At 71.1% G+C, this 17,805-nt stretch carries 20 protein-coding genes; 13 read left to right on the top strand and 7 right to left on the bottom strand.

What is annotated here, in order from left to right; genetic code table 11:
- Window positions 1-79: 79 nt before the first annotated feature.
- Window positions 80-367: a GNAT family N-acetyltransferase gene (locus AC0NH5_RS15625; RefSeq protein ID WP_474404149.1), complete on the bottom strand. Its 288-nt coding sequence runs from the start codon at window positions 365-367 to the stop codon at window positions 80-82.
- 42 nt (window positions 368-409) lie between these two features.
- Between AC0NH5_RS15625 and AC0NH5_RS15620 the strand changes: the two genes are divergently transcribed.
- The 7 genes from AC0NH5_RS15620 to AC0NH5_RS15590 all read left to right on the top strand — a co-directional run bounded on the left by AC0NH5_RS15620 (window position 410) and on the right by AC0NH5_RS15590 (window position 4,632).
- Entirely contained in the window at window positions 410-739 is a 330-nt protein-coding gene (locus tag AC0NH5_RS15620; protein ID WP_474404147.1) for a hypothetical protein, read from the top strand.
- Between the two features lie 42 nt (window positions 740-781).
- Entirely contained in the window at window positions 782-1,606 is an 825-nt protein-coding gene (locus AC0NH5_RS15615; protein ID WP_474404146.1) for a DUF1206 domain-containing protein, read from the top strand.
- Window positions 1,607-1,734: 128 nt separating this feature from the next.
- Window positions 1,735-2,913: a mechanosensitive ion channel family protein gene (locus tag AC0NH5_RS15610; RefSeq protein ID WP_474404145.1), complete on the top strand. Its 1,179-nt coding sequence runs from the start codon at window positions 1,735-1,737 to the stop codon at window positions 2,911-2,913.
- 81 nt (window positions 2,914-2,994) lie between these two features.
- Window positions 2,995-3,435, top strand: a complete 441-nt coding sequence (locus AC0NH5_RS15605) for a phage holin family protein (RefSeq protein WP_474404143.1) — start codon at window positions 2,995-2,997, stop codon at window positions 3,433-3,435.
- Complete coding sequence (locus tag AC0NH5_RS15600) at window positions 3,432-3,815, top strand: DUF3618 domain-containing protein (protein ID WP_474404141.1); 384 nt, start codon at window positions 3,432-3,434, stop codon at window positions 3,813-3,815. Before AC0NH5_RS15605 ends, AC0NH5_RS15600 begins: the two co-directional genes overlap by 4 nt.
- Window positions 3,815-4,087, top strand: coding sequence for a DUF4235 domain-containing protein (locus tag AC0NH5_RS15595; protein ID WP_474404139.1), 273 nt, complete (start codon window positions 3,815-3,817; stop codon window positions 4,085-4,087). The genes AC0NH5_RS15600 and AC0NH5_RS15595 overlap by 1 nt, the downstream gene beginning before the upstream one ends.
- A 341-nt stretch (window positions 4,088-4,428) precedes the next feature.
- A complete protein-coding gene (locus AC0NH5_RS15590; protein WP_011905669.1) occupies window positions 4,429-4,632 on the top strand; it encodes a cold-shock protein in 204 nt (67 codons plus the stop codon).
- 197 nt (window positions 4,633-4,829) lie between these two features.
- Here the strand turns inward: AC0NH5_RS15590 and AC0NH5_RS15585 are convergent, their stop codons facing one another.
- Window positions 4,830-5,096, bottom strand: a complete 267-nt coding sequence (locus AC0NH5_RS15585) for a hypothetical protein (protein WP_474404136.1) — start codon at window positions 5,094-5,096, stop codon at window positions 4,830-4,832.
- On the bottom strand, window positions 5,090-6,067 hold the full coding sequence (locus AC0NH5_RS15580) for an aldo/keto reductase (RefSeq protein WP_474404134.1): 978 nt from the start codon (window positions 6,065-6,067) through the stop codon (window positions 5,090-5,092). Before AC0NH5_RS15580 ends, AC0NH5_RS15585 begins: the two co-directional genes overlap by 7 nt.
- A 68-nt stretch (window positions 6,068-6,135) precedes the next feature.
- Here AC0NH5_RS15580 and AC0NH5_RS15575 point away from each other — a divergent pair, with 68 nt between their 5' ends.
- Together AC0NH5_RS15575 and AC0NH5_RS15570 are read left to right on the top strand one after the other, a co-directional pair.
- Entirely contained in the window at window positions 6,136-6,906 is a 771-nt protein-coding gene (locus AC0NH5_RS15575; RefSeq protein WP_474404132.1) for a trans-aconitate 2-methyltransferase, read from the top strand.
- A gap of 13 nt (window positions 6,907-6,919) precedes the next feature.
- Window positions 6,920-7,927: an adenosine deaminase gene (locus tag AC0NH5_RS15570; RefSeq protein ID WP_474404130.1), complete on the top strand. Its 1,008-nt coding sequence runs from the start codon at window positions 6,920-6,922 to the stop codon at window positions 7,925-7,927.
- Here AC0NH5_RS15570 and AC0NH5_RS15565 read toward each other — a convergent pair.
- The 4 genes from AC0NH5_RS15565 to AC0NH5_RS15550 all read right to left on the bottom strand — a co-directional run bounded on the left by AC0NH5_RS15565 (window position 7,918) and on the right by AC0NH5_RS15550 (window position 12,771).
- Window positions 7,918-8,064 carry a hypothetical protein gene (locus AC0NH5_RS15565; protein ID WP_474404128.1) on the bottom strand — a complete coding sequence of 49 codons (147 nt, stop codon included), beginning with the start codon at window positions 8,062-8,064 and terminating at the stop codon, window positions 7,918-7,920. The genes AC0NH5_RS15570 and AC0NH5_RS15565 overlap by 10 nt on opposite strands.
- A 44-nt stretch (window positions 8,065-8,108) precedes the next feature.
- Window positions 8,109-10,424: an RICIN domain-containing protein gene (locus AC0NH5_RS15560; RefSeq protein ID WP_474404126.1), complete on the bottom strand. Its 2,316-nt coding sequence runs from the start codon at window positions 10,422-10,424 to the stop codon at window positions 8,109-8,111.
- A 233-nt stretch (window positions 10,425-10,657) separates the two neighbouring features.
- Window positions 10,658-12,079 (bottom strand): HAMP domain-containing sensor histidine kinase, encoded by a 1,422-nt coding sequence (locus AC0NH5_RS15555; RefSeq protein ID WP_474404124.1) that lies wholly within the window; start codon window positions 12,077-12,079, stop codon window positions 10,658-10,660.
- A 2-nt stretch (window positions 12,080-12,081) separates the two neighbouring features.
- Window positions 12,082-12,771 (bottom strand): response regulator transcription factor, encoded by a 690-nt coding sequence (locus tag AC0NH5_RS15550; protein ID WP_474404122.1) that lies wholly within the window; start codon window positions 12,769-12,771, stop codon window positions 12,082-12,084.
- A 96-nt stretch (window positions 12,772-12,867) separates the two neighbouring features.
- Here AC0NH5_RS15550 and AC0NH5_RS15545 point away from each other — a divergent pair, with 96 nt between their 5' ends.
- The 4 genes from AC0NH5_RS15545 (at window position 12,868) to AC0NH5_RS15530 (ending at window position 17,721) form a co-directional block, all read left to right on the top strand.
- Window positions 12,868-13,776, top strand: coding sequence for an ADP-ribosylglycohydrolase family protein (locus AC0NH5_RS15545; protein ID WP_474404120.1), 909 nt, complete (start codon window positions 12,868-12,870; stop codon window positions 13,774-13,776).
- Between the two features lie 273 nt (window positions 13,777-14,049).
- Window positions 14,050-16,047, top strand: coding sequence for a threonine--tRNA ligase (gene thrS / locus AC0NH5_RS15540; RefSeq protein ID WP_474404118.1), 1,998 nt, complete (start codon window positions 14,050-14,052; stop codon window positions 16,045-16,047).
- A gap of 67 nt (window positions 16,048-16,114) precedes the next feature.
- Window positions 16,115-17,176 carry a diguanylate cyclase domain-containing protein gene (locus AC0NH5_RS15535; protein ID WP_474404116.1) on the top strand — a complete coding sequence of 354 codons (1,062 nt, stop codon included), beginning with the start codon at window positions 16,115-16,117 and terminating at the stop codon, window positions 17,174-17,176.
- 92 nt (window positions 17,177-17,268) lie between these two features.
- Window positions 17,269-17,721: an HIT family protein gene (locus tag AC0NH5_RS15530; protein WP_474404440.1), complete on the top strand. Its 453-nt coding sequence runs from the start codon at window positions 17,269-17,271 to the stop codon at window positions 17,719-17,721.
- Window positions 17,722-17,805: the final 84 nt, after the last annotated feature.

Raw genomic sequence — 17,805 nt, 5'->3', positions numbered from 1 at the left:
TGAGCGCGGGTGGGATCGAGCCCGAACTTCACACACCGGTTGAGCGCGGGTGGGATCGAGCTGAGGTTCACACGCTGTTTCAGTGGGCTACCAGGTCGGCGTACTCCGGGTGCTCGGCGATGTAGTGCGCGAAGAAGGGGCAGGAGGGGACCACCCGGCTGCCCCGGGCACGGAGCTGGTCCAGGGTCTGGCGGGCCAGCTCACCGGCCAGGCCCCGGCCGCGCATCTCGGGGGCGGTCTCGGTGTGCAGGACGATCACCACGTCGTCGCGGAGCCGGTAACCCGCGAGCGCGCCGACCTCGCCATCGACGATCAACTCGAACCGGTGCCGGCCGGGATTGTCCTTTACCAGGTAAGTCTCAGTCACTGTCTCACCTTAGGGTTGCTCGTACCCCGTACCGTAATAAGGGTGTTGATCTCCCGAAACCGCCGCCGTGTCGTCGCCGCACTCGCCTCTGCCACCTTCGGCCTCGCGTTGCTCACCGGGTGTGGTGAGGACGTCAGCTGTGGGCTCGACCAGTGCACCGTCTCCATCGCGCGCGAGACCAACGCCAGCGTGAACGTCCTGGGCGTGGAGGCGAAATTTCTCAGCGCCGACGACAACACGGTCACCCTGGACGTGGCCGGCGAGCAGATCCAGTTGACCAAGGGCCAGCAGGCCGTCGACGTCGCCGGTCTGCAGGTGCAGCTGGAAAGTGTGACGGCGGACCAGATTCAGCTCGAGGTGTCGAAGCCGTAACCGGAGTTTGACGGACGGCTCTCTCTGGGCACAGAGAGAGCCATGTCCACCGCAGCTTCGAACGTCAAGCACACCGCGTCACGCGCAGCCGAGAGCAAGCCCTTGGAGTACCTCGCCCGGGGCGGTTTCATCGGGTACGGGATCATCCACCTGCTCTTCGCCTGGATCGCGCTGCAGGTCGCGTTCGGCAGCTCGGGTCAGGACACCGACCAGTCCGGGGCGCTGCAGTCCATCGCCCGGGAGTCCTACGGCAAGTCCCTGCTGATCGTCATCGCCATCGGCCTGTTCGCGATGGCCATCTGGCAGGCGTTCGAGGCGGCCATCGGGGAGAGCGGCCCGCGGGACCGCGCCGCTCTCGCCGAGCGGGCCCTCTCGGTCGCCCGGACGCTGCTCTACACCTACCTCGGCTGGACCGCGGTCAAGGTCATCCAGGGCGCGGACGCGTCGATGGGCGACAGCAACGCCGGCAAGACCGCGTCGCTGATGGACTCCACCGGCGGGCGTCTGCTGGTCGGGGTGATCGGCCTGGTGGTCCTCGGTGCCGGCATCGGCATGGCGTACTACGGCTGGAAGCGCAAGTTCACCAAGCACCTCAACACCCAGCAGATGACCGCCTCGACCCGTGGGCCGATCATCAAGCTCGGCATGGCCGGCTACATGTCCAAGGGCGTGGCGTACGCGATCGCCGGCTTCCTCGTGGTGATGGCCGCCGTGAACTACGACCCGGAGCAGGCCCGCGGCCTGGACGCGGCGCTCAACACGCTGGCGTCGTACTCCTGGGGCACCTGGGTGCTGGTCGTGATCGCCGTCGGCATCGCCGCCTTCGGGGTGTACTGCATCGCACAGGCGAGGTACCGCAAGATCTGAGGCGGACGACGTCTCAAGAGGCGGCAGATGTGAGTTATCTCTGACATCTGCCGCCTCTTGGTGTCCCCGGCCGCCGGGCCGGGCAAGCTGGGGCGCTGGCACAAATCGTTCGTCGGAAGGAAAGACTTGTGTCCAGCGCAATGACCGCCGTGCTCGCCGTCCTCGGGGCGGCCGGCGTGGCGATCCTGGTCGTCGAGATCACGCACCGGGTGATGGTCCGGCTCGGCCGGCGATCCCTGCTCGCTGCCGACCTGGCGAAGAAGGTCCACCGCCCGTTCCTGACCGCGGTCACCCTGCTCTCCGTGCAGCAGGCCGTCCGGGTCTTCGCGGGCGATTTCCCGTTCCGCGGTGGCGTGATGCACGCGCTCGTACTGCTCTGCATCGCGGCCTTCGCCTGGCTGGTCGGTGCGATGCTGCTGGTCAGCGAAGACGTCGCGCTCGCCAGGTGGCGCACCGACGTGCCGGACAACCGCAAGCATCGCCGGATCAAGACGCAGGTGGTGATGCTGCGCCGGGTCACCGTCGCCGCGATCGTGGTGCTCACCGTCGGCGTGATGCTGATGACCTTCCCGGACATCCGGGCCCTCGGCGCCAGCGTGCTCGCCTCCGCCGGCCTGATCAGCGTCGTCGCGGCGCTGGCCGCGCAGAGCATGCTCGGCAACGTCTTCGCCGGGATCCAGCTGGCGTTCAGCGACGCGATCCGGGTGGACGACGTGGTCGTGGTGGAACAGGAGTGGGGCCGGATCGAGGAGATCACCCTGACCGTCGTGGTGGTCCAGATCTGGGACGACCGGCGGCTGATCCTGCCGACCTCCTACTTCACCACCAAGCCGTTCCAGAACTGGACCCGGACGAACTCGGCGGTGCTGGGCACGGCCGAGATCGACGTGGACTGGTCCACGCCGATCGAGCCGATGCGGGCCGAGCTGCAGCAGGTCTGCGACAGCACCGAGCTGTGGGACGGCCGGGTCTGCGTGCTTCAGGTGACCGACGCGACCGGCGGCAACGTGCGCCTGCGGGCGCTGGTCAGCGCCAACGACGCGCCGTCGCTGTGGGACCTGCGGTGCCTCGTCCGGGAGAGGCTGGTCGCGTGGGTGTGGGAGCACCAGCGGGCCGCCCTGCCGAGGGTGCGCGCCGAGGTGGAGTCGGCGTCCCCGGTGACCCGTGGCGAGCCGCCGGCCCAGCGGACGCACCTTGACGCCTCGTCGGACGCGGCACGGGTGTTCAGCGGCGTCGGGGACGGCGACGCGCGCGGGCTCGTGTTCGGCGGGCCGGACGGGATGCCGCCGCGCAACGGCAACGGATAGACCGGCTGGCTTCCTTCGGACAGTGAGGATTGAGGGCGCTGTGATCAGGGCATACCTCCAGCACACGGAAAGGGGGACACGATGGCCGATGTCTTGAACGGCTCTCCCGCCAAGTCGCTGCCCGAGCAGTCCACGGCGGAGCTCGTGCAGCGGGCGAGCGAGCAGCTCAGCCGCCTGGTGAAGGACGAAATCACGCTGGCCAAGGCGGAGCTCACCGAGAAGGGCAAGCATGCCGGTATCGGCGCGGGGCTGTTCGGCGGCGCCGGGGTGCTGGCACTTTACGGTTTGGGCGCGCTGTTCGCGACCCTGGTCATCGTGCTGGATCTGTGGCTGCCGCTCTGGGCCGCGGGGCTGATCGTCACCGGTGTGCTGTTCCTGATCGCCGGGGTGCTCGCCCTGATCGGCAAGAAGCAGCTGAGCCAGGCGACGCCGCCGGAGCCGGAGGGCGCGATCCAGAACCTCAAGGCCGATGTCGACGAGGTGAAGCGGGCCGTCAAGAAGCAGGAGCGTACCCGGCTATGAGTGAGAAGAACGGTGCCGCGGCGAAGCCGGATCTGGCCGAGCTGCGGGAGGAGATCAAGCAGACCCGCGCGGATCTCGGTGAGACGGTGCAGGCCCTGGCGTACCGCGCCGATGTGAAGGCGCGTGCCAAGGAGCAGGTGGAGCAGACCAAGGAGCGCGTGCTGACGCAGGCCGCGGCGGTCACCGACCGGGTGCGCGAGGCCGCGCTGGGCGCCGGTGGCCGCGCCAAGACGGTGGCGGCGAACGCCACGTCCTCGTCCGGCGAGCTGGTGCATGAGGCCGAGACGCGGGTCCGTGCCAACCCGATGCCCACCATTCTGGTGGTTGCCGGGATCGCGGCCGTGGTCGGCATCATCCTGATCGTCCGGGGGAGGCGCTGATGGCGGGCAAGCTGGGCAAGCTGGCCCTGAAGCCGGTGAACGTCGGACTCGGCCTGGCGGCCGGTGCGATGGCGGGCATGCTGTTCAAGGAGGCGTGGAAGCTGATCTCCGGGGACGACGACGCCCCGGACGCCGGCGACCAGGACCGCGGCTGGGGCGAGATCCTCGCCGCGGCCGCTCTGCAGGGCGCGATCTTCGCGGTGGTGAAGGCGGCTGTCCATCGTGGCGGTGCGATCAGCACCCAGAAACTGACGGGTACGTGGCCTGACTAGATCATCTTCCGCATCGACAAGAGTCTTGCCGGTTCCCCGCTTCGTTGCCGCGAAGTGGGGGACCTTTTCCATATCGGCCACCCATTATTGGATTCCTTCGTGGGGCAGCTTTACGGCCTGATTTTCGGGTACAGTGTGGCCAGTTTTTGCGTACGTGGTTCGCTGCTTCCGCCTGACCGCGGGACATCTGCCCTTCCCAACAGGGGCGGGAGGTGTCACGGGGCCGGGGGGAGGGGACGTCCTCTGAATGGGCCGCCTCGCGGCGCCGCTGCTCGAAAACGGTCATCGGCCCCGCGCTGCCGCGGTTGGGCGGGCCGGCATTTTCAGAAGGAGAGTTCAGCATGGCGCAAGGAACCGTGAAGTGGTTCAACGCAGACAAGGGCTTCGGCTTCATCACCGTCGACGGCGGGGGTGCTGACGTGTTCGTCCACTTCTCGGCCATCCAGACGAGCGGTTACCGCACTCTGGAAGAGAACCAGCGGGTGGAGTTCGAGATCGCCCAGGGCCAGAAGGGCCCGCAGGCGGAGCAGGTTCGCCCGCTCTGAGACCAATGAAACTTGTTCGCGACGGTGGAGCCCATAGCGGCTCACCTCGGCGGGAGTGCGACTCAAAGGTCGCGAGCGAGTTCCACCGCCGGTCGTGAGACCGGCACGCCGGCCGCCTGGCGGAGGCCGGCCTGACCGTGGCCCCGCAACCTCTTCGGAGAGGCTGCGGGGCCTCTTTCAGTTTGGCGACCGCGGCCCTATTCGCTGAGACCGAGGTCTTTCTCGGTAACTTTCGTTCCGTCGCTCCCAGCCGTGCGGCGGCGCATGCCGAGCACCACCAGTGCCACTCCCACAGCGAACAACACGCCGCCGATCACGGCCCAGGCCGGCTGATCGGTCATCAGGCTGTCGGTCAGGTAACCGAGCCCCTGCAGCGTCCACACCGCACCGAGGACGACCGCCAGCAGGCCGGCCGACATCGTGAGCCAGCCCTTCAATCGCGGCGCTTCTTCATTGTTCACCATTTGTCGTGCACCTGCGGCCGAATCAACTCGTCGTAGACTGCCGCGATCATTTCCCGCGTTTCGGCGGGAAGCGGGGACAGACCGGCGGCGGCCGCGTTGGCGCGTGCCTGATCCGGGTTGCGGGCGCCGGGGATCACCACGGTGACGGCCGGCTGGTCGATGATCCAGCGGAGCGCCAACTGGGCCATGGTCGCGCCGGCCGGGACGAGCGGGCGGAGCCGGTTGACGGCCTCCAGTCCGGTCCGGAAGTCCACACCGGAGAAGGTCTCGCCGACGTCGAACGCCTCGCCGTGCCGGTTGTAGTTGCGGTGGTCGTCGGCGCCGAACGTGGTGCTCTCGTCGTACCGCCCGGAGAGCAGGCCGCTGGCGAGGGGCACCCGGGCGATGATGCCGACACCGGCTTCGGCGGCGGCCGGCAGCACCCGCTCCAGCGGCTTGAGCCGGAACGCGTTCAGGATGATCTGCACGCTGGCCACGCCGGGCCGGGCGATCGCGGTGAGCGCCTCGTCGACGCGCTCGACGCTCACGCCGTACGCCGCGATCCGCTTCTCCTGCACGAGGGTGTCGAGGCCGTCGAAGACCTCGTCGGCGGAGTAGACCGGAGTGGGCGGGCAGTGCAACTGCACCAGGTCGAGCGTGTCGACACCGAGGTTCGCCCGGGAGCGGTCGGTCCAGGCGCGGAAGTTGTCGAGGTGGTAGTTGGCCGGCTCCTGCGGCAGCCGGCGGCCCATCTTGGTGAACACGGTCAGCCCGGGACGGTCCTTGACGAAGGAGCCGATGATCTGCTCGCTGCGGCCGTCACCGTAAACATCGGCGGTGTCGATGAACGTCACGCCGGCGTCGACCGCGGCCTGCAGGGTGGCGTGCGCGTCCGCCTCGCTGACCTCGCCCCAGTCGGCACCGAGCTGCCATGCGCCGAGGCCCACCACACCGACGTCGCGTCCCAGCTTCCGAAAGCTTCGTTTTTCCACGTCATGACCCTACCGCCAGCGTGATAGCTTCAAACAAGACGTACGTACGGTTTATATGGAGGTACGCGATGTGGGACCCCGCCGTCTACCGGCGCTTCGGTGCCGAGCGCTCCCGCCCGTTCTTCGACCTGGTCCGGCAGATCGGCGCCGAGCAGCCACGGGCCGTCACCGACCTGGGATGCGGGCCCGGCGAGCTGACCCGCACGCTCGCCGATCGCTGGCCAGGGGCTCGAGTGACCGGCATCGACTCGTCAGCCGAGATGATCGAGAAGGCCGCGGCTGTTCCGGGCACCGTCGACTTCCGGCTCGGCGACATCGCGGAATGGCGCCCCGGCCCGGACGTCGACGTGGTGGTCACCAACGCCGCGTTGCAGTGGGTGCACGGCCACCGGGAGATGCTCGCCCGCTGGGCCACCGAGCTGCCCTCCGGCGCCTGGATCGCGATGCAGGTGCCCGGCAACTTCGACAGCCCCGGGCACCGGGCGGTGCGCGACCTCGGCGCCGAGCCGCGCTACGCGGAGCGCCTGGACGGGCTGCTCCGAGCCGATCCGGTGGACGACGCGGCGGGTTACGCGGCGCTGCTGACCGGGACGGGCGCGACGGTCGACGCGTGGGAGACCACCTATCTGCATCTGTTGCCGGCCACCGGGGGCGACCACCCGGTGCTGCGCTGGATGGAGGGAACCGCCCTGCGCCCCGTTCGCGCGGCTCTCGACGAGCCTGATTGGATCTCCTTCCGGGCGGAACTGGCGCAGCGGATCGCGGCAACCCACCCGGCGCGGCACGGTCTGGTCGCCTTCCCGTTCCGCCGTATCTTCGTGGTGGCACGCACTGGATGACTCGGAGGGTTCTGTGCAATCGTTCATCGCCGGCCTGCCCAAGGCCGAGCTGCACGTGCACCACGTGGGCTCGGCCTCCCCGCGGATCGTCGCCGAGCTGGCCGCTCGGCACGAGGGCAGCTCGCCGGTCCCGGCCGACCCGGAGCGGCTCGCCGCCTACTTCGAGTTCCGGGACTTCGCCCACTTCATCGAGGTCTACCTGAGCGTGGTCGACCTGATCCGGGACCCGGAGGACGTCCGGCTGCTCACCTACGAGATCGGCCGGGAGCTGGCCCGCCAGCAGGTGCGGTACGCGGAGCTGACCGTCACGCCGTACTCCAGCGTCCGGCGCGGCATCCCGTCACCGGCGTTCTGCGAGGCGATCGAGGACGCCCGGGCCGGCGCGGCCCGCGACTTCGGTCTGGACCTGCGGTGGTGCTTCGACATCCCGGGTGAGGCCGGGCTGGAGGCCGCCGAGGAGACACTGCGCATCGCCCTGGAAGACCGACCCGACGGCCTGATCAGTTTCGGCCTGGGTGGACCGGAGATCGGAGTGCCACGGCCCCAGTTCAAGCCGTACTTCGACAAGGCCCGGGCGGCCGGGCTGCACAGCGTGCCGCACGCGGGGGAGACCACCGGGCCGGAGACGGTCTGGGACGCCATCCGGGAGCTGGGCGCTGAGCGGATCGGTCACGGCATCTCCGCGGCCCAGGACGAGCGGCTGATGGCGTACCTCGCCGAGCACCAGATCCCGCTCGAGGTGTGCCCCACCTCGAACCTGCGCACCCGGGCCGTCGCCGCCCTCGACGAGCACCCGATCGCCACGCTCGTCGCGGCCGGCGTGCCGGTCAGTGTGAACTCCGACGACCCACCGATGTTCGGCACCACCCTGGAGGGTGAGTACGCGGCCGCGGCCGAGTTGCTCGGCCTGGACCGGGCGGGCGTCGCCGAACTGGCCCGGTCCGCCGTACGGCACAGTTTCCTGTCCCCGCAAGGCAAGTCCACGCTGCTCGCCGAGATCGACGCTTACGTTCAGGGGTAGAGCGGGTCCTGCCAGCACGCCACCATGGTGACGGTGCCGATGGTCAGGATCGTCAGCCAGCGCACCAGCCGTCGCCGGTTGAACCGGGCCGGATCCTCGTCCGGCTCGGTCTCCGGCCTGCGCAGTACCTTGGGCATGTCGCTTTTCCCTCCCGTCGTCGTCGACCGGGTCGCCGGGTCCCCTAGTCGGGAACCGCCGTCCAGCTCTGATGCCGCTGCCCGGTGTCCGGCTGGAGCACCAGCACCCGGTGCTGGGTGCCGAACCGCTGGGCGCCCACGCCCACCACCAGGTTTCCGGTGGTGCTGCGCAGAGTGAAGCCGTACTCGGACGCCTGGAGCATCCAGCGGGCGCCGGACGCGGCGTAGCAGTCGCCCTGGACCAGTGGCGCCCCGGCGGCCGGTGTGCCACCGAGCGCCACCGCGCACCGGTTGCTCGCCCGCGACACCAGGGAGTAACTGTTGTTCTCGGCCGGCACCAGCTGCCACTGCTGCTGGGCGCCGCCCTCCTCGCCGCCGAGGGTCACCGGGGTGCCGTCGCTGGTCCGGGCGCCGTACAGATCCGCCGCGCCACCGGTCAGCGCGTTGGTCAGCACGAACCAGGAGTTCTGCACCGGGCGGGCCGCCGGGGCGGTGGTCGCGGTGCCCCGGGCGTGATAGCCCAGCTTGCGGTTGCGGATCTCCACCACGTACTGCGAGTCGGGCTTCAGGCCGATCAGCCGGGCCCGGGTGGCCCGGGTGCCGGCCACCGGCTTGCCGCCGACGGAGACCTCGTAAGCGGCGTCGTCGGCCGCGGCGCTCCAGGTCAGGCGCACCGAGCTGCTGGTCGCGTCCCGGATCTCCAGGACCGCCTGCACGCCGTCGCCGGTGACGCCGGCCGGGACCCGGGGGCCCTCACCGGCGGGCTGATCGCCGGTGCCGGGCAGCTGCTCGGTGACCGGCGGGACGGTCGGGGCCGCCCGCCGGGCGACCTCCTCGACCGCCGGGGCCGGCGGACCTGCCTGGGCGGGCGGACCGGCCGGGGCGCTGGCCGCCGGGTCCGGAACGTCCGGCCCGGTGCCGGGCCCGGGGTCGGCCGAGGCGCTGGGCGTGGTCGGTGCGGGCGCACTGGGCTGTTCCGTGCTGGGGCTGGGCGACGCGCTGCTCGGCGCCGGGGCGGGCGCCGTGGGCGTGGCGGGCGCCTCGACCGGCGGCGGGGTGGCGTCCGGCCGGGTGGCGCCCGGGGTGTCCGGGATGTCGTCGCCGCCGTCGCTGCGCAGCAGGAAGTCGCTGAGCGCCACGTTCCAGTGCCTGTCGAGGTAGCTGCCGGGCTCGGGGTCGGTGCTGAAGTAGTCGTCGTGCCCGCAGTCCAGCCGGATCTCGTGCTTCTTCGGGCACACGTTGCGCACCGGCTTGCCGCTGCGGTCCTCGCCGCAGAGCAGGTCGTACTCGTCCAGGCAACCGCCCGCGCCGGTGGCGTTGGGCGAGTCGGTGAGCACCGCGCCGAGCGAGTGGGTCAGCTGGTGCGCGGCCATCGCCGAACTCCAGCAGCCGGCGTCGACCCGGGAGTACGACGGGCCGCCGTTGTTGCGGTTGGTGCGCCCGGCCCGGGTGTCCGGGACGTACGTCGCGATGCCGCAGTAGACGTTGGCGTCGGAGAAGAGCAGGTATTTGCGGTCGGTGCGGTTGTAGCCGAGCCCGCGCAACGCGTCGATGGTCTTGACGAACGAGCCCAGGGACGCGTCCGGCAGCTGCACCTCGGCCACGTCGACGCGGCACTCAGGGGTGGTCACGTACCGGATGTGGCGCGATCCGCCGGTCTCGCCGGCGCTCGCGTCGAAGATCGCGTCCACGCCGGCCGCCCAGGTGCGGAACGAGTTGAGGAACTTCGCGTACCGGCTGTCGGTGGCGCTCTCGTGCAGGTAGAGCAGCTGCACGCGCTTGCCGCTGCGGCCGTCGCCGGCGCACGCCACGTCGTCCGGGCCGAGGATGAAGTCGGCCTGGCCGGGCGCGGCGTCCGGGATCAGCGCCGGTGCGTCCGCGGTGAGCGCGCTGCCGCCGGCGTCCCGGGCGATCTCGGCGTCCTTCGGGACCGCGCCGTTCTCCCGGCGCACCGCGGTGACCTGCCGGACGCCGTCGGTCACCGGGGCCACGTCCCGGCGCACGGCCAGGCCGGAGGGCGCCGCGTCGGGGCCGTGCGTGCAGGTGTCCTCGAAGACCTGGTAGGCGCCCGCGCAGAGCGAGTCGGAGGAGGCGAGCGTGAGGCCGCTGTAGACCAGGCCCTGCTCCGGCGCGTCCTTGGGCAGGGCGGAGAGTGACACGCGGCCGGGTTCGTCGGAGGGGGCCGAACCGATCACGCTGGGGCCGACCACGCCGCCCACACCGAGCAGGGCGATCCCGAGCGCTACCGGGAGGATCCGGAACGTCGCGGAGCGTGTCGGCCGGATCTTGCGCTCGCCCTCCGCGCGGCGCCGCCGTCCTGGCGGAGTCCCACGTAACGGTGACCGGCGATGCGCGGGCACTGCGTCTCCTCGTCGTGCTGGGTGGCGATGGGAGGGGCCCTTGGGGTGGCCACCTCCCACCGCCTGGGGGCTTCGCGGTTCGCGGCGATGGGGACGCGCTGCGGGTTGCGATCCGGGAAGCCGGATGGGATCGCAAGGAAGGTTGCCAGCCCCAGCGCGCCAGGGGAACGACTTTAATAGAGATATAAGCAAGCGCTGTCCCGTCCGGGGGAGCTGTCCGTCATGGCCCTTGCTCATTCCCGCCCCGGTCGTTGCCAGCGGCGTCGTCCCGGGTCGCGTTCGCGGGTCAGCCGGCCGCGGCCGACCAGGCCGAAACGGCTGGGTGCCGTCGGCGTGGCATCCGCGTCGGCCAGCAGCATGACGACGCTGGCGCCGCCCATCGCGGCCCGGTCCAGGCTGACCGAGCCGCCGGTGGCCTGGGCCACCCGCCGGGCGATGTCCAGGCCCAGCCCGGTCGAGCCCTGGTTGCTCTGACCGCGCCGCAGGGCGCGCTCCGGGTCGGGGATGCCCGGGCCCGCGTCGTCCACCCGCAGCGCCACCCAGCCGTCGCGGCGGGACAGGCCCACCTCGAAGGCGGTGCCCTGCGGGGTGTAGCGGAAGACGTTGCCGAGCACCGCGTCCAGCGCGGCGGCCAGCTCGGCGCGGGCCACCGGCACCGGGATGCGCAGGTGTGCGCCGACCACCCGGTACTGCCGGTCCTGGTCGCCGGCGAGCGCCGACCAGAACGTCATCCGCTCACGGACCACCTCGCTGGCGTCGCAGAGCCCGTCCTCCGGGGCGGCGACCTGGGCGGCGACCGCCTGGCGAGTGGTGTTGATCAGCTGGTTGACCTCGTCCTCCAGGGTGCTGATGGCCTGCCGGATGCGCCGGATGCCGCGCCGCCGGTCCACCTCGTCAGCGGTGAGGTCGATGATCTGGGTGTCGTCCGGGTCGAGGGCCTCGACGTCCAGCCGCAGTGCGGTCAGCGGTGTGCGCAGCCGGTGCGACAGGTCGGCGACCAGCTCTCGCTCGTCGGTTCGCGAGGTGACCAGGCGATCCGCCATCCGGTTGAAGGCGTAACCGGCCTCGGCCAGCTCGCGCGGCCCGGTGGGCTGAATGCGCACACCGAGGTCGCCGTCGCCGACCGCGAGAGCCGCGTCGACCAGGTTGCGGGCCGACGACACGGCGTCGCGGGCCAGCCGGTCCACCATGTAGACGGCGCCGCCGACCAGCACCGTCGCCAGGCCGAGCAACAGCCACCAGTCCCGGGCGGTGGTCCCGTTCAGGTCGGCGTCCGCGACGAACGCCTCCACCACCAGGGTCCGGTCGCCGGCCCGGACCGGCACCAGACGGACCGTGCCGCCCTCGACGTCCTCGACGGTCGGCTCCGCGCTGGTCGCGGCGCGGTCGATCAGGGCAGCGTCGGCCCGGCCGCCGGGCGAGGCCGCCAGGCCGGGGGTGTGCACCACCGGGGCGCCACCGGCCGCCCGGATCGCGGCGGCCACGCCCTTCTCGCCGGCACCGGCGGTGAGGGCACCGGCCACCGTCGCGGTGCGCCGGGCAGCTTCGGCCAGGGCGGCGTCGCGGTGGTCGGCACGCAGGCTCCAGCCGAGCGGCAGCAGGAAGACCAGCGCGACGACGGTGGAGGTGGCGGCGGTCGTGTACGCCAGCCGCAACCTCAGTCCGGCGCCACCAACCGGAATCCGACCCCCCGCACGGTGCGCAGGTAGCGGGGCTTCGCCGCGGACTCGCCCAGCTTCCGCCGAAGCCAGTACAAATGAACGTCGATGGTCTGGTCCTCGCCGACCGATGGCTGTCGCCATACCTCCTCCAACAGCTCACGACGGGACACCACCCGGCCCGGGCGGGCGGCGAGGTACGCCAACAGGTCGAATTCCTTGCGGGTCAGCGCCAGCGGCTGGTCGGCCAGGGTGGCGCTGCGCTCGCCGACGTCCACCCGGAGCTCGCCGACCTCGTGCACCGCGGGCTGTGCGGCGCGGCTGGCGCGTCCCACCCGGCGCAGCACGGTGGCGATGCGGGCGTCGAGATGGGCGCCGGTGAACGGCTTGACCATGTAGTCGTCGGCGCCGGCGCGCAACAGGCGGACGACGGTCTGCTCGTCATCCCGGGCGGTGGCGATGATGATCGGCACGTCGGTGATGCCCCGGAGCATCCGCAGCGCGTCCGAGCCGTCCAGATCCGGCAGCCCGAGGTCGAGCACGACCAGGTCGGGCGTCTCCGCGGCGACCCGGCGCAGAGCCTCCAGGGCGGTGCCGACGGCATGCACGGCGTGCCCCCGGTCGGCCAGGGATCGGAGCATGGCGCCACGCACGACATGATCGTCTTCGACGAGCAACACCGTGGCCATGCGAAGACCGTACTGTGCCTGGCAACCAGAACCTAAAGGGTCATCGAGCGAGAGGCTTTGATGACGCTCAGTGATGGAATACGATCCGAAGTGCCGATGTCATTCACCCTTTTCCCCGGTACGCGACTCGCGTTGGCGTGCGAGAGCCTGGCCGGCCTGAGCGTCGGCGACGCCCTCGGCGCGCAATACTTCGTGCCCGCCAACGACCCCGCCGACCTGCTCCGCGCCCGGGTGCCCGAGCCGCCCTGGGAGTGGACCGACGACACCGAGCAGGCCTGCTGCCTGGTGGCCACGCTCGCCGAGGGCGACTTCGACCGGGACGCCTTCGCCGACCGGCTGGGCCGGACCTTCGACCCGGGCCGGGGATACGGTCCCGGCGCGGTGGTGATGCTGCGGCAGATCCAGCAGGGGCTGCCCTGGCCGATCGCCGCGGCGGCCGCCTTCGACGGCCAGGGCTCGTGCGGCAACGGCGCGGCGATGCGAGCGGCCCCGCTGGGCGCCTGGCATGCGGATTCGCTCGCTCATGCGGCGGCACAGGGGGTACGCGCGGCGGAAGTCACCCACGCGCACCCGCAGGGGATCGCCGGTGGCGTGGCGGTGGCGGTGGCCGCCGCGGTCGCCGCCGCGGCCCGGCTGGACGGGCGCCGCCCCGAGCCGGGACAACTGCTGCTGGCGGTGGCCGCGCACACCCCGGCCGGCTCGATCCAGGACGGGCTCCGCACCGCCGCCACGATCACCCGGACGGAGGAGGCGGCGTACCGGCTGGGCAACGGGGCGCGGGCGCTGGCACAGGACACCGTGCCGTTCGCGCTCTGGGTGGCGGCCCACCGTCTGCACGACTATCCGGCGGCCGTGGCGGCGTGCGTGGTGTCCGGTGGTGACGTGGACACCACCGCGGCGATCGCGGGCGGGGTGGTGGCGGCGTACACCGGGCTGGACGGCATCCCGCCGGCCTGGCTCTCCGCCCGCGAGCCCCTCCCACCCTGGCTCCCCACCGCCGACTGACCCACCGTGTGAACTTCGGGTGCGGATCGAACCCGAACTTCACACACGGGGGTGCGGGGTGAGGGCGTGTGAAGTTCGGGTGCGGATCGAACCGCAACTTCACACACGGGGGTGCGGGGTGAGGGCGTGTGAAGTTCGGGTGCGGATCGAACCGCAACTTCACACACGTGGGTGGGCCGCGAGCGCCGGGCGGAGCCGGGCGAAAGGCGGCGGATAGCATCGTTGACGGCCCGGGAAGCGCCGGGTCCATCACCGTGGCGAATGGAGAACACCGTGTCTGCACCCCGTACACCCGCTGTGGCCGACCCCCTAGTCGTCCCGGCCGGGACTACGGCGGCCGACGTGGTGGCCGCCGCCGGGCTCCCGGCGCACGGGCCGAAGGCGATCGTCGTGGTCCGCGAGGCCGACGGCCGGCTGCGCGACCTGACCTGGGCACCGGCCGCCGACACCGAGGTCACCCCGGTGGCGATCGACTCGCCGGACGGCCTCGACGTGCTGCGGCACTCCACCGCCCACGTGCTGGCGCAGGCAGTGCAGGACGTCTTCCCGGACGCGAAGCTCGGCATCGGCCCGCCGATCCGGGACGGCTTCTACTACGACTTCGACGTCGAGAAGCCGTTCCAGCCGGACGACCTGACCAAGCTCGAGAAGCGGATGCAGGAGATCGTCAAGGCCGGCCAGACCTTCCACCGCCGGGAGTACTCCTCGCTCGACGAGGCGAAGACCGAGCTCAAGGACGAGCCGTTCAAGCTCGAACTGGTCGACATCAAGGGCGACGTGGACGCGGAGGCGGCCGCGGTCGGCGCCGGCGAGCTGACCCATTACGACAACGTCGACAAGGACGGCAACCGGGTCTGGGGCGACCTGTGCCGCGGCCCGCACCTGCCGTCCACCCGGCTGATCCCGGCGTTCAAGCTGATGCGCTCGGCCGCGGCGTACTGGCGGGGCAGTGAGAAGAACCCGCAGCTGCAGCGGGTCTACGGCACCGCCTGGCCGTCGCGGGACGAGCTCAAGGCGTACCTCAATCGTCTTGCCGAGGCCGAGCGCCGCGATCACCGCAAGCTCGGCACCGAGCTGGACCTGTTCTCCTTCCCGGACGAGATCGGATCCGGTCTCGTCGTCTTCCACCCGAAGGGTGGCGTGATCAAGCGGGAGATGGAGGACTACGTCCGGGCCCGCCACATCGAGGAGGGCTTCCAGTACGTCAGCTCGCCGCACATCACCAAGGAAGGTCTCTTCCACACCTCGGGACACCTGCCCTACTACAAGGACACGATGTTCCCGCCGATGGAGCTCGAGGGGGCGAACTACTACCTCAAGGCCATGAACTGCCCGATGCACAACCTGATCTTCTCCTCGCGCGGGCGGTCCTACCGTGAGCTGCCGATGCGGCTCTTCGAGTTCGGCACGGTGTACCGGTACGAGAAGTCCGGTGTGGTGCACGGCCTGACCCGGGTGCGCGGGCTGACCCAGGACGACTCGCACTCCTACGTCACCGCCGAGCAGGCGCCGGGCGAGATCAAGCACCTGCTGAACTTCGTGCTCTCGCTGCTGCGCGACTTCGGCCTGGACGACTACTACCTGGAGCTGTCCACCCGGGACCCGCAGAGCGACAAGTTCATCGGCTCGGACGAGCAGTGGGAGAAGGCCACCAAGGTCCTCGAGGACGTGGCCGTCGAGTCCGGCCTGGAGCTGGTGCTGGACCCGGGCGGCGCGGCGTTCTACGGCCCGAAGATCAGCGTTCAGGCGCGGGACGCGATCGGCCGGACCTGGCAGATGTCGACCATCCAGTACGACTTCAACCAGCCGGCCCGTTTCGGTCTGGAATATCAGGCGGCGGACGGCTCCCGCCAGGAGCCGGTGATGATCCACTCGGCGAAGTTCGGCTCGATCGAGCGGTTCTTCGGGGTGCTGGTCGAGCACTACGCGGGCGCGTTCCCGGCCTGGCTGGCCCCGGTGCAGGTGGTGGGTATCCCGATCCGCGACGACCACGCCGACTACCTGTCGGCCTTCGTCGACCGGCTCAAGAAGGAGGGCATCCGCGCCGAGGTGGACCACTCCACCGACCGGATGCAGAAGAAGATCCGCACCGCGCAGCAGCAGAAGATCCCGTTCATGGCGATCGCCGGCGACGACGACGTCAACGGTGGCACGGTGTCGTTCCGCTACCGCGACGGGTCGCAGCGCAACGGTGTGTCGATCGACGAGGCCGTCGCGCACGTTGCCGAGGTGGTCCGCTCCCGGACCAACGTGGGACCGACTGCCGGCTGAGAACGCTCAACTCCCGCTCCCGCTGACCGACTCAATCGAGGAAGAGTCAGCAGGAGCGGGAGGTCAGATGCGGTTCCGGACACCACCGGCCGCGGCCGGGGTGGTCCTCGGAGCGCTTGCGCTCCAGGTCGCCGGGCTGCGCGAGAAGACCCGGTTGCACGCCGGCCTGCGGTCCCTGCGGGCCGAGGTGGCCCGCGAACAGATCCTCAACGATCTCGGCATCGGCCTGCTCACCGCCACCGACTCGGCCGAGGTGCACCGCCTCGCGGCTGCCGCGGCTGCCGCGCTGGTCGCCGGCTGCCCGGGCGCGCGCACCGGGATCGTGGGCGTGCACCCGGACGACCCGGCGCAGTCCACCGTGCTGGTGCAGGATGTCCGGATGCCCGGCGAGGTGGTGCCGCCGGCGTTGCTCGCCCGGCTGGCCGCCGGCGAGGTGCTGTCCACGCGCGGGCTGAGCGGTTTCGGCGATCGGCCGGCCATGCTGCTTCCGCTGCGCAGCGGCGGCCGCTTCTTCGGCGCGCTGATCGTCGGGGTGCGGGGCGGGCTGCCGGCCGGGGTGCTGCAGTCGCTGCACCGGCTGCGGACCCAGGTGTCGCTGGCCCTCGGCGGGGTGGCGGTCACCGAGGACCTGACCCGGCGGGCGATGCACGACCCGCTGACCGGGCTGGGCAACCGCGCGCTGCTCTGGGACCGGATGACCGGCTCGCTCGCCCGGGCCCGGCGCAGCGGCCGGTCGGTCGGGGTGCTGGTCCTCGACCTGAACGGGTTCAAGCCGGTCAACGACACGTACGGCCACGACGCCGGCGACGTGGTGCTGAAGACCGTCGCCGAGCGGCTGAAGACGTGTGTGCGCACCGAGGACATGGTGGCCCGGCTGGGCGGCGACGAGTTCGTGATCCTGGCGGAGGACCTGACCGACCTGACCGGCGCGCTGGTGATCGCCGACCGGGTGGTGCACGCGCTGAACGAGCCGGTCGACGTCGGCGGGAACCAGCTGGTCACCACGGCGAGCATCGGCATCGCGCTGGCCGGGCCGGCGGACGGGCCGGACGAGGTGGTCCGGGACGCGGACACCGCGATGTACGTCGCCAAGCGCCGGGGCGGCGGCTGTTACCACGTCCACGGATAGGCCGGGCTCGTCATAGGATCGTCACCGTGGACCAGGAGTGGGTGGGAGCGGGCGATCCGGACGGCCTGGAGCGGCTCTGGACGCCGCACCGGATGACCTACATCACCGGCGGTGACCGGCCCGACGGCTGCCCGTTCTGCCTGGCGCCCGGCCTGCCCGAGGCGGAGAGCCTGGTGGTGGCGCGCGGCGAGCTGGTTTTCACGGTGCTCAACCTGTACCCGTACAACCCGGGGCATCTGATGGTCTGCCCGTACCGGCATGTCGCCGACTACGCCGACCTCACCGAGGCGGAGACGGTCGAGGTGGCGGCGTTCACGCGCACCGCGATGCGGGTGATCCGGACGGTCAGCAGCCCGCACGGTTTCAACATCGGGATGAACCAGGGCGCGATCGCGGGCGCCGGCATCGCCGCCCACCTGCACCAGCACATCGTGCCGCGGTGGGGCGGCGACGCGAATTTCATGCCGGTGATCGGGCGGACCAAGGTGTTGCCGCAGCTATTGACCGACACCCGGGAGATGCTGCTCAAGGCCTGGCCGGCCTAGCACCCGGAGCGCGGCCGGCTGATCTACGCGTACGCCATGGGCCTGGACCGGCCCGCCGAGGTCGGCATGACCTTCGCGGCCGAG

The sequence above is a fragment of the Actinoplanes sp. 13 genome (genome assembly GCF_056134165.1).
Note: the sequence above shows the minus strand (reverse complement) of the source record. Positions and strands in the feature narration are given on the sequence as shown.